Genomic DNA, 18,498 nt, shown 5'->3' with positions numbered 1-18,498 from the left:
CTGAATCGTGTTGTGTGTTCTTTTAGTTGCCGATTGCCGTGCTGGCTTCGATCAGCGCCACGAAACCGGCGAGTTCGTCGATTGCGGCATCGATATCGGCTTTCTGCCGCTCCAGCAGATCAATGCGGGCACGGCATTTTTCTAGCGTGACGCGGCGCTGTTCCACGCGGCCGTCGCCCAGATCATAAAGGTCGATCATTTCGCGGATTTCGCCGAGGCTGAAGCCCACGCGCTTGGCGCGCAGGATCCAGGCGAGCCGCGCGCGGTCGCGAGGTGCGTAGATGCGAGTCGTGCCCTGCCGCTGAGGGGCAATCAGCCCTTCGTCTTCATAGAAGCGCAGCGCACGCGCGGTCACGCCGAACTCGTTCGACAGATCAGAGATGCTGTAGCTGTCCTGCCTGCGCGCATCGGGCACTTCGACCCGTCCGGGGTTCATCTTTGCCATCGTGTTCATGCAACGCATATAGTTTACGTTTACGTTCACGTCAAGCGCGAAAGGTGCGGGTTATTCTTGCGTGCAAAGAGCCTTGCCGGTCTGTCTACGCGCTTCTTTGCCGACGCTGACATCGCGCGCCACGCGGGGGAAGCTGACTCCCTCCAGCGATCCGCGGTTCGTGCAGAGCTGGTTGCATTTGAGATCCAGCGCGCCCGGCAGAACCACCCGGTCGCCTTCATAGCCTGCGACGATGAGGCAGGTGGAGCGCGCGAAATGAAAGATCAGCCGATCGCCCGCTCGCCGCACCGTTCCGTGGCCGGAACATCCCGCACTTTCCCCAAACATCGCCTCCATGCCGAAGCGCATGGTGGACGGCTTGTCGGTGTCCGGGACGACGCACAGGGTGTCGGTCCCGGCCTCATGGCGGTTGCGGTACAGCCCGATAGGGGAGAGGCGGCGGGCATCGACGATCGCTCCGGATTGCAGGGCGGCCTGTTCGAGCTCGGACGGCGGGGGTGTGTTCGGTCCGGATTGCGCTGCGGGAGAAGGGTCGGCGGGGTTCTGGCGCTCCGACGAACTGCACGCGGGCACGGCAAGCAATGCCAAACTCAATAACGCGCGGGTCAGCGTCCTCCGCAACCGGGGATCAGTCATCGATCCTTTCCAGCCCATCGGCCGTCACGCGGCGGTAGAAGCAGCTGCGTTCCCCCGTATGGCAGGCGGGGCCTGCCGGGCGGGCGCGGATCCACAGGGCATCCTGATCGCAATCGATGCGCAACTCCTCGACATAGAGGATATGGCCTGATGTCTCGCCCTTCTTCCACAGGCTCTGGCGGCTGCGCGACCAGAAATGCGCGATAGCTGTGGAGCGGGTAAGCTCCAGCGCCTGCGCATTCATATGCGCGAGCATCAGCACCTCCCCTGTCGCACTGTCGGTCACGACAGCGGTGATGAGGCCATTGGCGTCATATTTGGGGTCCAGCGCCAAGCCGGATTCGCGGGGATCGGTCATCGGGCGACCATAGCGCTGGGCTGCGAGGTTCTACAAGCGCCCCGCCTAAGTCTAATACAGCCCCACTCAGGACGAACGGAGCAGGCGTTCCCGACCCCCATCACCCCGTCGCGGTGCCGCCCACGGTCAGCTTGTCGATCAGCAGCGTGGGCTGCCCCACACCAGCAGGAACGCTCTGGCCCGCCTTCCCGCACATGCCGATGCCTTCGTCGAGCGCCATGTCGTTGCCGATGCCAACGACCTGCTGCATCGCGGTCGGACCGTCGCCGATGAGCGTTGCGCCCTTGATCGGATCGCCCAGCTTGCCATCCTTGACGCGGTAGGCTTCGGTGCAGGAGAACACGAACTTGCCGGACACGATGTCGACCTGTCCGCCGCCGAACGCCTTGGCATAGATGCCGTCCTTGACGCGGGAGAGCAGCTCTTCCGGATTATCATCGCCGCCGCGCATGAAGGTGTTGGTCATGCGCGGCATCGGGGCGTGGGCATAGCTTTCGCGGCGGCCGTTACCGGTCGCCTCCACACCCATGAGGCGCGCGTTGAGCCGATCCTGCATGTAATTGCGCAAAATGCCGTCGTCGATCAGCACATTTTCCTGCGTCGGCGTGCCTTCGTCGTCAATGGAGAGCGACCCGCGACGGCGCTGGATGCTGCCGTCGTCGACAACAGTAACGCCCGGCGCGGCCACGCGCTGGCCGATGCGGCCGGAGAAGGCGGAGGTACCCTTGCGGTTGAAATCGCCCTCAAGACCATGGCCGACCGCTTCGTGCAGCAGCACGCCCGGCCAGCCAGGGCCGAGCAGCACGGTCATTTCGCCTGCGGGCGCGGCGACCGAGCGCAGGTTGACAGCAGCTTGCGCAATGGCTTCGTCGATCGCGCGGTTCCAGATCGTTTCGCCCATGATCTCGTCGTAAAGATAGCGCCCGCCGATGCCGAAGGTGCCGGTTTCCCGACGGCCGTTTTCCTCGAGGATGATCGAGACGTTGAGGCGCACGAGCGGGCGGATGTCGCCTGCGGTGAAGCCATCGGCGCGGATGATCTCGATCACCGACCAGCTTCCCGCGAGGCTGACGGAGACCTGCGCCACGCGGGGATCGCGCGCGCGGGCGGCAGCATCGACGCGCGCGCACAGATCAACCTTTTCGGCAAAGGGGACGAGTTCAAGTGGATTCGCATCGGTGTAAAGATGGCGGTTGGTCCGCACCGGCGGCGGGGCGGGCGCCTGCTTGGCAGGATCAAGCAGGCTCAGCGTCTGTGCGGCGCGGATGATCGCGGCTTCGGAAATGTCGTTGGCATGGGCGAAGCCGGTCATCTCGCCCGATACACCGCGCAGACCGAAGCCTGCGTCGGTTGAATAGTCGGCGGTTTTCAGGCGGCCATCGTCGAAACCGAAGCTCTCTGTTGCACGATATTGCAAATAGAGTTCGCCATCGTCGCAATTGGCAAGCGCGCTCGCGGTCAGGCGGCGTGCGCCATCGGGATCGAGCAGGCCGTCACGATACAGCAGGCCGCGTGCATCGGTGAAAGAGGAGGCGGACAGGGCGGAGGGAAGCGGATCAGAGGCTTGGGTCATGTCCACCGATATAGGGGCTTCCCGGCGCGATGCCAGCCCGAAACGGCGGGGTGGCACCCCGGTTTCGGTCAGCCGAGTGGGGCCAGCAGGGCGTGGCGGGCGACGGTCGCTGTGGAACCGCCGATCCATATCGAGGCGTCATCGTCCTGCTTGCAATGGACCCGGCCAGCGCGCCCAACGCCGCGGCCCTGGCAGGCCGTGTACCGGCCGTCGGCAAGACCGTTGGCAAAGGCATATTGGGCGAGCGCGGCATTGAGGCTGCCCGTGACCGGATCCTCCATGAGCATACCGGAGGGGCTCGTAAAGAACGCGCGGACTTCGAAATCGGCCTCGCCCGCGCCGTCATAGGGAGCGAACAGTCCGATATCGGCCATTCCATCGGGCTTGTGAACGATGCTGGCACCAAGCACATCATCGACATGGGCGAGGCGGAGCAGGATCCAGCCCGGGCCGTTGTCGGCGTGAACGGCATCGACGATCCGATCCGTGGGAATGTTCAGCAGTTTGGCCGCAACGGCGGTCTCGTCCGGATGAAGTGGCCCATCCCGTAAAAGCGGCGGTGCCTTGAACCAGAGCATGTCTTCGTCGCGGCGGATGTCGACGAGGCCGACCCCGCATTGCTGGACGATCCGGTCCTGGTGGTGCGGCTGGCCACCCGCTTCGATCCAGGCGTGGCATGTACCCAGCGTGGGGTGTCCGGCGAAGGGTAGCTCGCCCGCAGGGTAAAAAATGCGCACCCGATAATCGGCCGCAGGATCCGTCGGAGGAAGCAGAAACGTCGTTTCCGAAAAGCCCAGCCAGCGAGTGAGGCGGAGCATGTCTGCGTCAGAAAGGCCGTCTGCGCCATGCACCACGGCGAGCGGGTTGCCGGTGAGCGGATCGCTGAGGAATACGTCGATCAGGTCGCAGCGCGGCTCAACCACGGGGCAGGCGTCAGGCAGAGGTGACGCCGGTCCCGGCACCGTCCCCATGCGTTGAATGACCGGCAGGGGCATCCGCAGGGCCACCGATCAGCACGAAGCGCCGATCGCAATAGCCGCATTCCGCATAACCCTTCTCGTCGATCTCCATATAAACGCGCGGATGGCCGAGCGCTGCGGGGATGTCGCCCGATCCGTCGCAAACGACACGGGTTTTTGTGGTGCGGATGGTTTCGGGGGGCTGGATCATGATTTCCGCGCGTAGCATTGCAGGGCGTCTACCGCAATATCCACGTGCCGCCGTATCGCCCTTTGCGCGGGGGAAAAAGCCGCGCTATGACCCCCGGCATGACGGACCACTCCTCCCTTCAGCCTGCGATCGACATCGAAGGTCTCACCAAGGTCTATTCCGATGGCAAGGTTGCGCTCGACGATGTGACGGTCTCGGTGCCGCGCGGGCAGATATTCGGGCTGCTTGGCCCGAACGGCGCGGGAAAATCGACACTGATCAATGTGCTGGCCGGACTGGTCAACAAGACCGGCGGAACGGCGCGCATCTGGGGTTTCGACATCGACGTCAATCCGCGCAACGCCAAGAACAGTATCGGCATCGTCAACCAGGAAATCCTGTTCGACCCCTTCTTCACGCCACTCGAAACGCTGGAGAATCAGGCGGGGTTTTACGGGGTGCCGCAGGATCGTCGCCGCTCGATGGAGCTGCTGCGCGCGGTGCATCTCGACGACAAGGCGAACGCCTATAGCCGTACGCTTTCGGGCGGCATGAAGCGGCGGTTGATGGTGGCAAAGGCGATGGTGCACTCGCCGCCGATCCTCGTCCTCGACGAGCCGACCGCCGGAGTCGACATCATGCTGCGCCAGCAGTTGTGGGATTATGTGCGGCATTTGAATGCCCAGGGTGTGACGATCGTGCTGACCACCCATTATCTCGAGGAAGCCGAGCAGCTGTGCGACCGCATCGCCATCATCAATCATGGCAGGCTGATTGCCAACAAGCCGACGCGCGAGCTGGTGGGCATGGCGCAGGAAAAGCTGGTGCAGGTGACGGTGGAGCGGGACGTGGGCGACATCCCGACGCACCCGAGCTTCGAGAAGGTCGAGCTTTCGGGTGAGCGTACGCTCAACATCACGTTCCGCAAGGACCGCGCCAATGCCGGACAGGTGCTGGCCGCCGTGCAGCAATGCGGCTTCCAGATCGTCGATGTGGTGACGCGCGAGCCGGATCTGGAGGATGTGTTCCTCAACCTCACCGCGGCGGCTGCTTAGCCAGGCCATCGGGCGGACAACGAAGATCGGGCATGTCCCGGCGGCGACAAGGGGCGGAAACGGCCATGCAGCACTATGACGTGATCATCATCGGATCGGGAGCGGCGGGACTGACCGCCGCGATCCATCTGGGCCAGGACAAGAAGGTGCTGGTGATGGCGAAGGGCGCGCTGGACGGCGGGTCGACCAACTGGGCGCAGGGCGGCATCGCGGCTGTGCTCGATGCGGGTGACAGTTTTGATGCGCATGTCGAGGACACGATGGTCGCGGGTGCGGGGTTGAACGACCGGGCCACGGTGGAGTTCGTCGTGTCGAACGCCCCGGCGGCGATCGAGGGGCTGGCGGCGCTGGGTGTGCCCTTCAACGCGGGGCAGGAATTTGGTGAGCGCTGGCACCTTACGCGCGAGGGCGGGCACAGCCACCGGCGGATCGTGCATGTCGATGACGCGACCGGCGCGGCGGTACAGCGGGCGCTGGTGGCGGCGGCCGAGGCGCATCCCAATATCACGCTTATCACCGATCTGATCGCGGTCGACCTCATCACCAGCCGCCATGGCGAGCGCTATTCCGGCGACGGGCATGTGTGGGGTGTCTATGCGTTCAACAAGAAGACCAAGCGGGTGGACGCCTTTACTGCGCGCGCGACAATTCTTGCGACGGGTGGAGCAGGGCGGACCTATCTCTTCTCGACCGCGCCGCGCGGTGCGACGGGGGACGGCATTGCGATGGCGTGGCGCGCAGGATGCCGCGTCTCCAACATGGAGATGAACCAGTTTCACCCGACCTGCCTCTACAATCTGGAGGTCAAGAACTTCCTGATTACCGAGGCGATGCGTGGCGAAGGCGGTTTGCTCAAGCTGCCGCCGGGCGTGCCGGGCGGGGGCAAGCGCTTCATGGACCGCTTCGACAAGCGGGGCGAACTGGCCCCCCGTGATGTCGTCGCACGCGCGATCGACCATGAGATCAAGCGGCTCGGCCTCGATTATGTTCATCTCGACATCAGCCATAAGCCGCCGGAATTCGTGCGGGAGCATTTCCCGACCATTTATGCGCGGCTGCTCGATCTGGGCATCGACATCACGCAGGAGCCGATCCCGATCGTTCCGGCACAACATTACACATGCGGCGGGGTGATTATCGATCTGGATGGGCGGACGGACCTGCCGGGCCTTTATGCGGCGGGTGAGGTCACGGAAAGCGGGTTGCATGGCGCGAACCGTCTGGCGTCGAACAGCCTGCTCGAATGCTTCGTGTTCGGCGAGGCGGCAGCGCGGCACATCGGCGCGCATTGGGACGAACTGTCCTCACCGCCGCCGATCCGCCCGTGGGACGAAAGCCGCGTCACCGACAGCGACGAGGAAGTGATCGTCCAGCACAACTGGCGCGAAATCCGCCGGTTCATGTGGGACTATGTCGGCATCGTACGCACCACAAAGCGGCTGGAGCGCGCCAAGCACCGTATCGACCTGCTCGCGCAGGAGGTGGACGATTACTACGGCAATTTCCGCGTCACGCCCGACCTGATCGAGCTGCGCAACCTGCTGGAGGTCGCGCGGCTGATTGTGCGTTCGGCGCTTCACCGCAAGGAGAGCCGGGGGCTGCATTACACGCTCGATTATCCGGAGACACTCGCGGAAGCGAAGGACACTGTCCTGACGCCCTAAAGCTGCTAAGGCAATCGACGGGGAATGACGGGATTGTGGCCGGGGTTGAGGCAAGAGGCATGTGGGACGATCTGAGCCGCGAAGCGGTCGAGTATGGCGATGACAACGAGGTCCGGGCCATATTGAATGCCGTCTGCGAGCAAACAGGCATGGGATTTGCGGCCGTCGCGCGCGTCACGGAGGATCGCTGGATCGCCTGCCAGGTGGTCGACAAAATCGAGTTCGGCATGAAGCCGGGCGACGAACTGGAAATCAAGAAGACGATTTGCAACGAGATCCGCCAGTCCGGCGAAATGGTGGTCATCGACCGGGTTGCGGAGCATGTCGACTGGCGAACCCATCCGGTACCGGTGCTGTACGGGTTCGAAAGCTATGTATCGATCCCGATCGTGCTGGCCGATGGACAGTTTTTCGGGACGTTGTGCGCTATCGATCCGGAGCCCCGCCGACTGACCGCCACCGCCACGGTCGGCGTGCTGGCGGGATATGCCAGGCGGCTGGAGGAAATCCTGGCGGGGCAGTCCTGATTCAGATCCCCACTCGCACCGTCACACGGATATCCCTCCCCGCCAACGGCGCGTAATCCTTCAGCACGCTGGCATGGCGGCGCGCGGTGACATCGAAGATGTTGTTCGCGGAGAGCGTCAGGTTGACTTTGTCGTTATTCGCGAACGGTTTGATGCTGAAGGACGCGTTGACAAGCGTGTAGTCGGGCGTTGCGGTCTCCAGCGCCGTGATCCGGTTCTGGGCGAAGCTGTGCTCGATTTCGACCCGTGTAGTGGTGCGCGCGCTTGTCCAGTCGAGGCCGCCCATCAGGCGCAGCGGCGGAATGCGCGGCGCGGGACCGGAGCCGACGATTGTGGTCCGGACATAATCCGCCCCGGCGTCGACGTTTAGGCTACCCCGGTCACCGTGGATCAGCGTGGCCGACCCCTCCGCCTCGATCCCCCAGCTGCGCGCTTTGGACTGCGCATATTGGAAGCAGGACAGCGTGAGGGGTTCGTCGTCCAGCACCGCCTCGCACGCCGCATCGGGGACGCGCGTGTCCGTGATGAAACCGGAGAAGCGGTTGTAGAAAGCGCCGAGCGAGAGCGTGTAATGGGTGCCGCGGCCGCGCAGGGTCGCTTCGATGCCGTTGTTTTTTTCGATGCCGAAATTCGGATTGCCCAGTTCAAAGGCCTGCGTCCCGGCATGGGGACCACGCGCGTAGAGTTCTTCGGCTGAAGGTGCTCGCTCGCTATGGGCGAGGTTGATGCCGATGCGCCAGGACGGAATGATCTCGACGCTCGCACCAGCCGAGAAGGACAGCGCGTCGAACTTGCGGCGGGTTTCTGGTGTGCCAAGACCGGCGTCTTCCTTGGCGCGCACGCGGGCATGTTCATAGCGCGCGCCGCCTTCCAGCCGGACCTTCCCGAGGTCGAGCGATTGCAGCGTGAACAGACCGATCTGGCTAGTGATGTTGGCGGGCAGGAATTTCTCCTCGCCCACGACGTTGAAATCGCGCGCATAATATTGGACGCCGCTCGCGCCTTCCCACCCGCCACGCTTCGCCTGCACCAGCTCCAGCCGTGATTCGATCCCTTGGGCGGAGAACGTCGTGCCCACCGTGCCGTCTTCCTCCAGCTCTGCATGCTGATAGTCGGCAAACCCGGCGCGCAGGCGGATGCGGTCAAGGAAGCCGCCCTGCGTGCGGATTTCCCCGCGCAGGTCGGCGCGTGTCTGCTTCATGTGCAGGCGAACCTGCTCCGCCGGTTCGGCGGGGTCGAAGCTGTAGCGGACCGGCACGCCGTAGAGATTGTCGAGATGGCTGACCGAGACGCCGAGATTGCCGTTGCTGTCGATGAAAGCGAGCGCGCCCGCCACTTCCCAGCTTTCCGCAGCGCTGTTGGGAAGATCGCCCTTGAGCGTCGCGAGGGATGCAATGTCGGGATCGCCGCTTGCCGCCGCTTCGGTACGCAAGGCGGGCGAGAGAATATGGCCGCCCGTGCGCAGGTCGTCGGTCTTCGACCGGCTGCCGTCGACATGGGCGACAAAGCGGTCGCCGATCGGGACTTCGACCTTGCCCGACACCGAGCGTTCGTTTGCCGCGCTTCCGTACGTGGCGAGTGCATCAGCGGAAACGGGCGCCTTCGGCACGCGGACCGGGATACGCGCGTCGATCACGTTGACGACACCGCCGATTGCCGATGATCCGTAGAGCAGGGCTGCCGGGCCGCGCAGGATCTCGATCCGCTCGGCCGTCAGCGGATTGATCGCGACCGCGTGGTCAGCGGAGGTGTTGGAGACATCGAAGCTTCCGATGCCGTCCGAGAGGATGCGTACCCGCTCGCCCTGCAACCCGCGCAGGATCGGGCGGGAGGCATTGGGGCCGAAGCTGGAACTGCTGACGCCTGGCTGGCGGCTCAATGTCTCACCCAGGGTAGGGCGCAGTGCGCGGGTGAGCTGCTGCGCCGAGAGGACGCTGGTGCCGCCCAATGTGTCGAGCCGGTCGCGCTGAATGACGCCCGTAATGACGATGTCGTCCGCCCGGCTCTGGTGGCTTTGGGGGTCGTCAGGGGGCATGGTCTGCGCATGAAGCGGCGCGGCGAGCACGAGCGATAGAGTAACGGGCGGCAGGATGAGGTATTTCAAGGGCGACCTCCAACAGGGACGGGTGTCGCTTATTTGGGATGATACAACATCTCAATCGCTTTCTTTGCGCCTGAGACGAGCGGACGGCAGCGTGCGGCGAATGGAGCGGGATAGGCAACGCTTTCCGGCCGCGTGTTTTGCAGGAACGACCGGCGCCCCCCCGGGCTTCTACCGGAACAGAAATTCCGCGAGCGCCGACACTTCCGGATTATCGGCCATGTCCGGCCGAACCGCCTGTCGTACCTCGACCTGGGGCAGGCCCTGCGCGTAGGCGAGGCGGGTGATGCCCTCGGTCTTGCCGAAATCGCGCGCGACGGAGCCGAAGGCAGCGAAATAGCCCTTGCCGCCGCGCACGGCCTTCATGACCTCGTAAAGATTATCACTCTCGAACGTGGCGTCCCGCACGGTCAGCCCAGCGCGGGCGAGGGCAGCCTCAGCGAGGTGCCGTATCCGGTTGTCGGGCGCGAGGGCCACCAACGGCACTTCCGCCAGCTCGTCGGCCAACACGGTGTCCTGCGCTGCCAGCGGGTGATCAGCGGCGATATAGAGCGAGATCCGCTCGCTCCATGCATAGCGGCTCGCGAAATCCGCAGGCTCGCCCAGCGCGTAAAAATAGGCGATGTCCGCCTCGCCCCGCGCGAAGAGGGCGGGGATGTCCGCTTCGTCCAGCCCTTCGAGGCGCAGGGTAATGTCGACATCGAGGCTGCTGTCCTCGAACGCGGTCAGCGTGTCCTGGAAATGCGCGAAAATCGCAGGGTGCGCGGCGAGCACGATGTTCTGGACGATCAGGTCGGGCGACTTGCCCCGCGCTGACGGAAGTGGCCGAAAATGCTTGGGTGTGACGGCATCGGGCGACGCGGGGAGCGAGACATGGTCGATCGGATCGCCTGCCGCTACATCGGGCGCGGCGGCCTCTCGCTCCTCGTCGCGCGCGCCGAACAGGGATGCGGCGGGGGGAAGGGCTAAAGCACTATTCGAGGCTTCATCCGGCTCGGCCTGTGGCCCCGCGTCCGTGGCTTCGGTCCATATCTCGGGCGCTTCGTGTGACAGGGTCTCCATCGCGGCGATCGCCTTGCGACCCGCCGGGGTGAGCGATACCAGCCCCCGATCCTGCGTGAAGAGCGTGTAGCCCAGCCGGTCTTCGAGCGCCGCCAGCTCGTCGAGGATCGTGTCGGTCGAAAGCGACAGTCCGATGGCGCAGCGATGCACATCGCCATAGGCCACCAGCTGCGCGAAAATGTCGAACTGGCGTTGCGTGGCGGACATCATGGACAGACGATAGGGCATGTTGCCCCGCGCGTTAAGGGCCGTGCGACGGATTTATCGCGGGGGTCCTCCGCCGGGGCGTATTTCGACGCCGCCCGGCCAAGTCCGGTGTTGACGGCGCTGCGGTGCTTGTGGCAGGTGCGCAAGCCGTTGCGGGTATAGCTCAATGGTAGAGCACTAGCCTTCCAAGCTTGTGATGCGGGTTCGATCCCCGCTACCCGCTCCAGCTTTCCCACTCCTCCGATCACTGGCGGATGGGCAGGCGATATCCGAGGCTCTCAAAGGCCCGGTTGTCGATGCTGTCGACACGATCGGCTGACCTGCCCGCTGGATCCGTCGTGGCGTTCACCAGCCTCCAGTGGCGATCCATTGCGCCATCATGTCGATCCGGTCCGATCCCCAGAATATTTCGCCATCGACGATCATCGTCGGCGACCCGAACACTCCCGCCGCGATTGCATCGGTCGTTTCGTTGCGGAGTGCGGTCTTGATGGGTTCCGAGTGAAGCGCGGCCTTCGCATCGTCCGGCGACAACCCCTGCTCCGCGATGACGGCGAGGACCGTATCCATAACCGATATGTTCCGGCCTTCCGACCAGTGCGCCCGGTACAGGGCCAGCACAAGGTCTTCGGTTCGCTGCGGGGCGACCTCGCGAACCCAGAGAGCCGCACGCGCCGCAACGACGGGCGAAAAGGTGAAAAGCGGGTCTTCCGCCAACTGGAGACCGTGATAGCGCAGACTGCGGGGAAAGTCCCGGCGGACGTAATCGCCCTTTAAAGGAATATCGAGCAAGGGTGGCAATCCCATGGTGTCGACTACGGTCACCTTGAGAAGAAAGGGGTGCCAGCGAACCGTTCGATCGAGCGTCCGCGCCACCGCGCCGATTCGCTCCGCACCGATCCAGCCGAACGGGGAAATGAAATCAAAATAGAAATCGATCGGATTGCGGTCGTTGGAAGCGTCCGGTTGATTCATATACTCTGCCTACCCTCAATCCGCGGTGACGTCGTGAAGCAGAAGGTCACGCAATGCGAATTTCTGGATCTTGCCGGACGCAGTTTGCGGAAAGCTTTCCAGAAAATGCCAGCGCCGGGGCACCTTGTAGCTGGCGAGATGGCGACGGCAAAAGGCCTCTAGGTCCGTTGACCGGGGGACCTGGGGGCCAGAGAGACGGACACAGGCGGCAACGGTCTCTCCCCAATCGTCATCGGGCAGCCCGACGACGGCGACGTCGGCGATATCGGGGTGGGTGATAAGGACATCCTCAATTTCCCGTGGATAAATATTCTCGCCGCCCCGAATGATCATGTCCTTCAGCCGCCCGAGGACACGGCAATAGCCCCGCGTATCCATGCTGCCAATATCGCCGGTGTGCAGCCAGCCTTCGGCATCGATCGTCGCGTTCGTGGCGTCCGGCGCGTCGAAGTAGCCGGTCATGATCCCATATCCGCGCCCGCAGATTTCGCCGGACTCGCCCACCGGCATGATTGCTCCGGTCGATGGATCGACGATCTTCACTTCGGTGTGGGGAAGGGGCTTGCCTACGCTGTTCTCCCAGCCGGGATGCCGGTCCTGGGGCAGGGTATGCGTGAGATAGGGCGATGCCTCGGTCTGCCCATATCCGATGGTGACATCCACTCCGGCGAGGTTTTCGGCACGTCGGACCAGCTCCGTGGGAACAGGTGCGCCGCCCAGAGCAACCAGCCGCCAGGACGAGAGATCGCGGGGCTGCCGTTCCTGCTCCTCCAGCATCCGGATCAGCATGGTGGGGACGCAGAGCATGATCGAACCCCGCTCCCGCTCGAACAGATCGAGCATGTGGGCCGGATGATATTCGGGCGGGAGAACCTGCGTTCCCCCAGTCTGGAGCGCGCCCAGAGTGGCCAGCCCGCATCCGGCGGTATGAAACAGCGGCATTGGATTGATCCATATATCGCCCCGACCAGCGCCAAGCGCCTCCGCAAACAGGCGGCCGTTGTTGCTCAATCCCCTGTGGGTGAGGCATGCGCCCTTGGGAAAGCCGGTGGTCCCCGACGTGTACTGGATCTGTGCGACATCGTCCGGAGACACATGCGGCAAGGGTCTGTCCAAGCCGTTGCCGAGAAAATCCGTCCATGACGAAAGTCGGACGACGGTGCGACATTCCGGCAGTTGGTTCCGGACGCGGTCGAGTACATCGACCAGTTTCCGTCCCCGATATTCATCCTGAATGATGATCCCGCGCGCTCGCGACTGCTTCATCACATGGGCGAGCTCATGCTCCAGATAGGCGGGATTCACCGTCACCAGCACGAGTCCCGCAAGCGCCGCGCCCAATTCGACAAGAATCCATTCTGGGCAGTTGCTGGCCCAAATGGCGACATGGTCGCCCGGCTGGAAATGGGCGAGCAGTGCGCGCGCGCTGTGGTGCGCATCGGTGGCAAGCTCATGGAAGGTCCATGTGCGCCGCGACACATCAGTGGGCTGTCGGTCGCTCAAGGCGATATCGTCACCATAAGAGGCCGCTGCGCGAAGCAGGGCGTCTCCCACCGTTCCGTCGATCAGGGCGGTGCTTTGTTCGGCCGGAAAATAGGACGAGACCAATGGGTCTCGGCGGAGTGAAGAGGGTGTCATGATGGCGTCCTTTCCGGTCATATCGGTCCCGTTGGACCGTATCGCTTGGTTCACCGCGCGATAGCTCGTATATCAAATATACAAAAATATTCATATAATGCAATTACAACGCCCGCGGGTATCGTCCGCTCTTTTGAAGTGGGGCGCAAACGGTCTGGGGGGAATATATTTCAATATATGAAACTATTCATATATTGACCAATGCGATAATCGTTGATAACGGGGTTCCTTCACAAAGATGGCTTGAGACAAGTCACGCCAAAGGAGGAACGATGATCGATCCGTGCGCGCGCACCCTTTTTCGAAAAGGAGCCCTTCGGCGCCTCGGCCTGTGCACGGCGCTTTCGCTCGTCATGCCCGCCGTGGCCTTTGCGCAGGAGGCCGACGGAGCCGCCGCAGAGGACGATGGCGGGCTGGGCGAAATCGTTGTGACGGCCCAGAAGCGCGAGCAGAAGCTGCAGGATGTGGGTCTGAGCGTTTCGGCCTTTGACAGCGCGGCGCTCGACAATGCGGGCGTGAACGCCGTGACGGATCTGGCCAAGGTCGTTCCGGGCCTTGACGTTACCCCGAGCCCAAGCGGTACGCCGGTCTATACGCTTCGCGGCGTCGGCTTCTTCGAAAGCACGCTCAGTGCGGCGCCTGACGTCGCTCTCTATATCGATCAGCTGCCGCTCGCGGTTCCGGCGTTCGGCGCGCTTACCGCATTCGATCTGGAACGCGTCGAGGTGCTCAAGGGGCCGCAAGGGACGCTGTTCGGCACCAACGCCACCGGCGGCGCGATCAACCTCATCGCAGCCAAGCCGACCAACACTCTGGATGCCGGTGTCGAACTGGGCTTTGGCAGTTTCAACACAATCCGTGGCGAAGCACACGTCAGCGGACCGCTGTCTGATACGCTCAAGGGGCGCATTGCGGTCAAGGTCAGCCAGGGCGACGAATGGCAGTACAGCTACACCCGCAGGGACAAGCTCGGCAAAACCGATGAATATGCGGGCCGGATCCTTCTGGACTGGCAGCCGAGTGAGGGAATGAGTTTCCTTCTCAACCTCAATGGCTGGCTGAACAAGTCGGATCCCCAGGCGCCGCAGCTTGCACGTCAGACAACGCCTGCCGATCTTCAGGCGCCCGTGGGATCGGTCACCTTTGGGCAGGTCGTCCCTCCCGATTTCGCGCTGCTCCTGATCCCCGGCGCGCCGAACAACAACCGGGCGGCGAATTGGGACCCCAATTATCGCCCCTATCGCGACGATCGTTTCTACCAGACGGCGCTGACGGCGAATATCGACCTGTCCGATGCGATTACGCTCACGTCGCTGACGGCGTACAGCAATTTGCGTCAGCGCAAGGCGTCCTCCTATTCCGGCACGGACCTCCCGGCGTTCGAGCAAGCCGCGAACCCGGCCCGCGCCAACGACTTCAGTCAGGAGCTTCGCCTCGCCAGTACCGACTCGGCGTCGGCCTTACGCTGGATGATCGGCGGCAATGTGCAGCGCATCGCCAGTTATGAACGGATCGACGCGATCTATCCCTTCGCATCGACCGGTTTCCGCGACGGCTTTACCGCCAACACGCTCGATACGCGGCAGGTTTTCAAGCAGTGGGCTGTGTTCGGCAATATGGAATATGACCTGAGCGAGCGTCTCAAGCTGAAGGCCGGTATCCGCTATACCGACTCCAGCCGGACGGCGGCCAACCGGGTCTATGACACGCCGGGTTATGTCGAACCGATCCCTGGCGCTCTCGGTCTGACGGACTTTTTTAACGTGCTGATCCCGGCAGTGTATGTCCCGCTGTTCTGTCCCGGTGTCACGTACACGCCGGTGGTGCCGGGGCAGTCGGTGTCGATCGACCCCAACACGTGCGTCTCGGGCACCTACAACGCCAAGCTCAAAGAGGACAACGTCCCCTGGAGCGTCGGCGTCGACTTCAAGCCCAATGACGACCTGCTGATTTACGCCAACGTGTCCCGTGGCTTCAAGGGCGGCGCGTTCCCGCTGGTCAATGCCGCCAGCCAGGCCCAGTTTTTTCCGGTGCCGCAGGAAAAGCTGACCGCCTATGAGCTCGGCTTCAAGTCCAATGTGCTGGGCAATCGTATCGTCTGGAACGGTGCGGCCTTCTATTATGACTATGCCAATAAGCAGACGCGCGGGAAGACTGTGGATCCGCTGTTTGGCGCGCTCGAAAAGCTGGTGAGCATTCCCAAGTCCCGCATCTGGGGTGCGGAAATGGACATGACGCTCGTACCGACGCGAGGGCTAACCGTCCGTTTCGCGGGAACCTATCTGAACACCCGCATCAAAAAGTTCGACGGCATTGTCGGCGCACAGAATGTCGGCGGGCTGCTATTCCCTGTGTTCAGTTCGTTCGAGGGCGCGCGTTTGCCGTTCGCGCCGGAGTTGGCGGGTTCGGCAAGCCTGGATTATGCCTTCCCGCTGACCGAGAGGATCGAGGGCTTTCTGGGCGCTGGCGTGCGCGCGCAGACCAAGAGCTACGGCTCGCCGCAGCTGGGCGGGCAGGACCAGAAGGACGCGACGATCAAGGGCTATGCGACGCTCGACCTGCGTGCTGGCGTGCAGTCGTCCGACGAGCGCTGGAAGCTATCGGCCTGGGGCCGGAACGTGACCAACACACATTATTGGACCAACAGCCTGCGCGCGTTCGATACCATCGTCCGTTACACCGGTCGTCCATCGGAATATGGCGTGACGTTAGGCTACAATTTCTAAGGGTGGCCGCGCCGTTGTTCCGATCTGTCGGATTGGGAACAGGAAAGAGGAGAGTTCGGTATGAAGAGTGCGACGGGTATCGCGGTGCGCGACACGATCCTCTGGGTTGACGATACCGGCGAAGCGGATCTGCCGCCGATCCTGTGTCTGCACTCCCTTTTTCTGGACGGGCGGATGTTCGACGCGCTGGTCCCGGCGGCCAAGGGACGGTTCCGCGTTATCCGCCCGGATTTCCGCGGGCAGGGCAGCAGCGCGCCATCTACCGACGCGCTGGTGACCATGGACTGCTGCGCTGACGACATGATTGCGCTCATCGAAACGCTGGCACTGCCGCCGGTTCATCTGATCGCGGCGTCAATGGGCGGAGACGTAGCGGTGCGCATCGCGGCGCGCCGACCGGACCTGTGCGCCTCCATGGTGATGATGGGATCGTCGGCGCGGGGCGAACCCGAAGACCAGAAGGGCAATTTCACGGACCTGCTGGACCGGACCCGCGCCATCGGTTTCGTCGGCGATGATCTCGATATGATGATGTCCATCATGTTCGGCGCGACCACCCGGTCAAAGCCGGAAAAGCAGGCGATGATCGAGCATTGGCGTACGCACATTGGTCGTCTGGCACCGTCCACCTGGGCGGCGATGGTTGGCGTGGTGGAAAGGCCTAGCGCGGTATCCCTGCTTCCTCGCGTGAAGGCGCCGACGCTTGTCTATCTGAGCGACGAGGATATCGCGCGTCCCCAGGAATGGACCCACGAAGTGGCGGACAATATCCCGGGCGCCACACTCCAGAGGCTCGAAGCGGTGGGGCACAGCCCCATCCTTGAAATCCCGGACATCGTCATTCCGCAAACCCTGGATTTCATGGCGGGCGCCCAACGCGCTCTCCGAACACAGCCCGCGCATACGGGCGCCTGACGCCGGAACACAGAGAGGAACTGTCCGATGAGCTTCGACCATTTCGTGATGACCATCAACGGCCAGAAAGTCACCGGCAGCGCTGGCCTGGATGTGCTGAACCCGGCAACGGAAGACGTAATTGCAACGGTGCCCGACGCCAGCAAGGCGCAGCTTGATGAAGCAGTGGCGGCGGCCAAGGCGGCGTTTCCCGCATGGGCGGCGCTCTCCATGGACGAGCGGCGCGCGAAAATTCGCGCGATTGCCGACCGCATTCAGGAAAATAAGGCCGAGCTGGCACGAATTTTTACCGCCGAGCAGGGCCGTCCCTATGGTGGCGCGGAATGGGAGGTCGATACGGCGTCTCAATGGTGCCATGGCGTTGCCCAGTTCGATCTTCCCGTCGAGGTGATCGAGGACAGTGAGGAGCGGCGGGTCGAAATTCGCCATACGCCGATCGGGGTTGTGGGGGCGATCGCGCCGTGGAACGCACCGTTGCTTATGGCGATCTGGAAACTGGCGCCCGCACTCCTTGCGGGGAATACGATGGTGCTCAAGCCCTCGCCCTATACGCCGCTGACCACGCTGAAACTCGGTGAACTGCTGCTCGACATTCTGCCGCCCGGTGTGCTCAACATCGTTTCCGGGGGCAACGCGCTGGGGCAATGGATTACGGACCACCCGGACATCGGCAAGGTGTCCTTCACTGGATCGACCGCCACCGGCAAGCGCGTAATGGAAAGCGCGGCAAAGACGCTGAAGCGGATCACGCTGGAGCTGGGCGGCAACGATGCGGCGATCGTGCTGCCCGATGTCGATCCCAAGGCGGTCGCCCCGGCGCTGTTCTGGGGGGCGTTTTTCAACAGCGCGCAGGTGTGCGTGGCGATCAAGCGGCTCTACATCCACTCCAGCATCTACGACGCGGTCGCGCACGAACTGGTCGAGTTCGCCAAGACCGTGACGGTGGGGGATGGCTCGCAGCAGGGCGTCGATCTCGGCCCCGTCCAGAACAGGATGCAGTTCGAGAAGGTCAAGAACCTGCTCGAAGATGCACGCGCGAACGGGCAGACGTTCCTGACGGGCGGCGAAGTGTCGGACGGCCCGGGCTATTTCATCCCGATCTCGATCGTCGACAATCCGCCGGAGAAGTCGCGCGTGGTGACGGAAGAGGCGTTCGGTCCTGTGCTGCCGTTGCTGAAATATGATGATCTCGACGATGTCATCGCCCGCGCAAATGACAGCGAATCCGGGCTGGGCGGGTCGATCTGGTCCAACGATGTCGACAAGGCCCGTGCGATCGGCCAGCGTCTGCAGACCGGCACCGTTTGGATCAACGAGATGTTCGCGTTCTTGCCCAACGCGCCCTTTGGTGGGCACAAGCAATCCGGCGTCGGTGTCGAGCATGGCATGGAAGGCCTGCTGGAGTTCACCAACACGCAGACCATGACGAGCCGCAAGCCGGCTCCGGCCGGATGATCG

The 18,498-nt window shown here is 63.4% G+C and carries 16 protein-coding genes and 1 tRNA gene; 7 read left to right on the top strand and 10 right to left on the bottom strand.

From position 1 onward, the window contains the following. Positions 1–22: 22 nt before the first annotated feature. From FHS92_RS06915 to FHS92_RS06890, 6 genes are all read right to left on the bottom strand, one after another. Positions 23–445, bottom strand: coding sequence for a MerR family transcriptional regulator (locus FHS92_RS06915; protein WP_425506240.1), 423 nt, complete (start codon positions 443–445; stop codon positions 23–25). Positions 446–505: 60 nt separating this feature from the next. After that, on the bottom strand, positions 506–1,090 hold the full coding sequence (locus FHS92_RS06910) for a hypothetical protein (protein WP_184078973.1): 585 nt from the start codon (positions 1,088–1,090) through the stop codon (positions 506–508). Next, entirely contained in the window at positions 1,083–1,448 is a 366-nt protein-coding gene (hisI, locus tag FHS92_RS06905) for a phosphoribosyl-AMP cyclohydrolase (RefSeq protein ID WP_184078971.1), read from the bottom strand. The genes FHS92_RS06910 and hisI overlap by 8 nt, the downstream gene beginning before the upstream one ends. A 100-nt stretch (positions 1,449–1,548) precedes the next feature. Beyond that, a complete protein-coding gene (tldD, locus tag FHS92_RS06900) occupies positions 1,549–3,021 on the bottom strand; it encodes a metalloprotease TldD (RefSeq protein WP_184078969.1) in 1,473 nt (490 codons plus the stop codon). A 68-nt stretch (positions 3,022–3,089) separates the two neighbouring features. Next, positions 3,090–3,944 (bottom strand): PhzF family phenazine biosynthesis protein, encoded by an 855-nt coding sequence (locus FHS92_RS06895; RefSeq protein ID WP_343056686.1) that lies wholly within the window; start codon positions 3,942–3,944, stop codon positions 3,090–3,092. 10 nt (positions 3,945–3,954) lie between these two features. Continuing rightward, the gene (locus FHS92_RS06890; protein WP_184078965.1) at positions 3,955–4,191 is read right to left on the bottom strand and encodes a zinc-finger domain-containing protein; all 237 of its coding nucleotides are present in this window, start codon (positions 4,189–4,191) and stop codon (positions 3,955–3,957) included. Between the two features lie 98 nt (positions 4,192–4,289). On the opposite strand from FHS92_RS06890, the gene FHS92_RS06885 reads away from it, so the two are divergent. The 3 genes from FHS92_RS06885 to FHS92_RS06875 all read left to right on the top strand — a co-directional run bounded on the left by FHS92_RS06885 (position 4,290) and on the right by FHS92_RS06875 (position 7,416). After that, complete coding sequence (locus FHS92_RS06885; RefSeq protein WP_184078963.1) at positions 4,290–5,225, top strand: ABC transporter ATP-binding protein; 936 nt, start codon at positions 4,290–4,292, stop codon at positions 5,223–5,225. Between the two features lie 65 nt (positions 5,226–5,290). Continuing rightward, positions 5,291–6,889 (top strand): L-aspartate oxidase, encoded by a 1,599-nt coding sequence (nadB, locus tag FHS92_RS06880; RefSeq protein WP_184078961.1) that lies wholly within the window; start codon positions 5,291–5,293, stop codon positions 6,887–6,889. Between the two features lie 59 nt (positions 6,890–6,948). Next, positions 6,949–7,416 carry a GAF domain-containing protein gene (locus tag FHS92_RS06875; RefSeq protein ID WP_184078959.1) on the top strand — a complete coding sequence of 156 codons (468 nt, stop codon included), beginning with the start codon at positions 6,949–6,951 and terminating at the stop codon, positions 7,414–7,416. Between the two features lies 1 nt (position 7,417). On the opposite strand, the gene FHS92_RS06870 is transcribed toward FHS92_RS06875, so the two are convergent. After that, positions 7,418–9,451: a TonB-dependent receptor gene (locus FHS92_RS06870; protein WP_184080213.1), complete on the bottom strand. Its 2,034-nt coding sequence runs from the start codon at positions 9,449–9,451 to the stop codon at positions 7,418–7,420. Between the two features lie 237 nt (positions 9,452–9,688). Beyond that, complete coding sequence (locus tag FHS92_RS06865; RefSeq protein WP_221230959.1) at positions 9,689–10,807, bottom strand: LysR substrate-binding domain-containing protein; 1,119 nt, start codon at positions 10,805–10,807, stop codon at positions 9,689–9,691. Between the two features lie 131 nt (positions 10,808–10,938). On the opposite strand from FHS92_RS06865, the gene FHS92_RS06860 reads away from it, so the two are divergent. Beyond that, positions 10,939–11,012, top strand: a tRNA-Gly gene (locus tag FHS92_RS06860). Between the two features lie 119 nt (positions 11,013–11,131). Here the strand turns inward: FHS92_RS06860 and FHS92_RS06855 are convergent. Next, positions 11,132–11,761 (bottom strand): 2-hydroxychromene-2-carboxylate isomerase, encoded by a 630-nt coding sequence (locus FHS92_RS06855; RefSeq protein WP_184078955.1) that lies wholly within the window; start codon positions 11,759–11,761, stop codon positions 11,132–11,134. A gap of 15 nt (positions 11,762–11,776) precedes the next feature. Next, on the bottom strand, positions 11,777–13,399 hold the full coding sequence (locus tag FHS92_RS06850; protein WP_184078953.1) for an AMP-binding protein: 1,623 nt from the start codon (positions 13,397–13,399) through the stop codon (positions 11,777–11,779). Between the two features lie 272 nt (positions 13,400–13,671). On the opposite strand from FHS92_RS06850, the gene FHS92_RS06845 reads away from it, so the two are divergent. Genes FHS92_RS06845 through FHS92_RS06835 form a run of 3 tightly spaced genes read left to right on the top strand, consistent with a single transcriptional unit; the run spans position 13,672 to position 18,495 of the window. Beyond that, positions 13,672–16,125 (top strand): TonB-dependent receptor, encoded by a 2,454-nt coding sequence (locus FHS92_RS06845; RefSeq protein ID WP_184078951.1) that lies wholly within the window; start codon positions 13,672–13,674, stop codon positions 16,123–16,125. 60 nt (positions 16,126–16,185) lie between these two features. Next, complete coding sequence (locus tag FHS92_RS06840; RefSeq protein WP_184078949.1) at positions 16,186–17,040, top strand: alpha/beta fold hydrolase; 855 nt, start codon at positions 16,186–16,188, stop codon at positions 17,038–17,040. 27 nt (positions 17,041–17,067) lie between these two features. Next, positions 17,068–18,495 carry an aldehyde dehydrogenase family protein gene (locus FHS92_RS06835; protein WP_184078947.1) on the top strand — a complete coding sequence of 476 codons (1,428 nt, stop codon included), beginning with the start codon at positions 17,068–17,070 and terminating at the stop codon, positions 18,493–18,495. Positions 18,496–18,498: the final 3 nt, after the last annotated feature.

The sequence above is a fragment of the Sphingobium subterraneum genome (assembly GCF_014199435.1).
GTDB lineage: Bacteria > Pseudomonadota > Alphaproteobacteria > Sphingomonadales > Sphingomonadaceae > Sphingobium > Sphingobium subterraneum.
The sequence above is the reverse complement of the archived record's forward strand: the minus strand, read 5'-3'. Positions and strand labels throughout refer to the sequence as shown.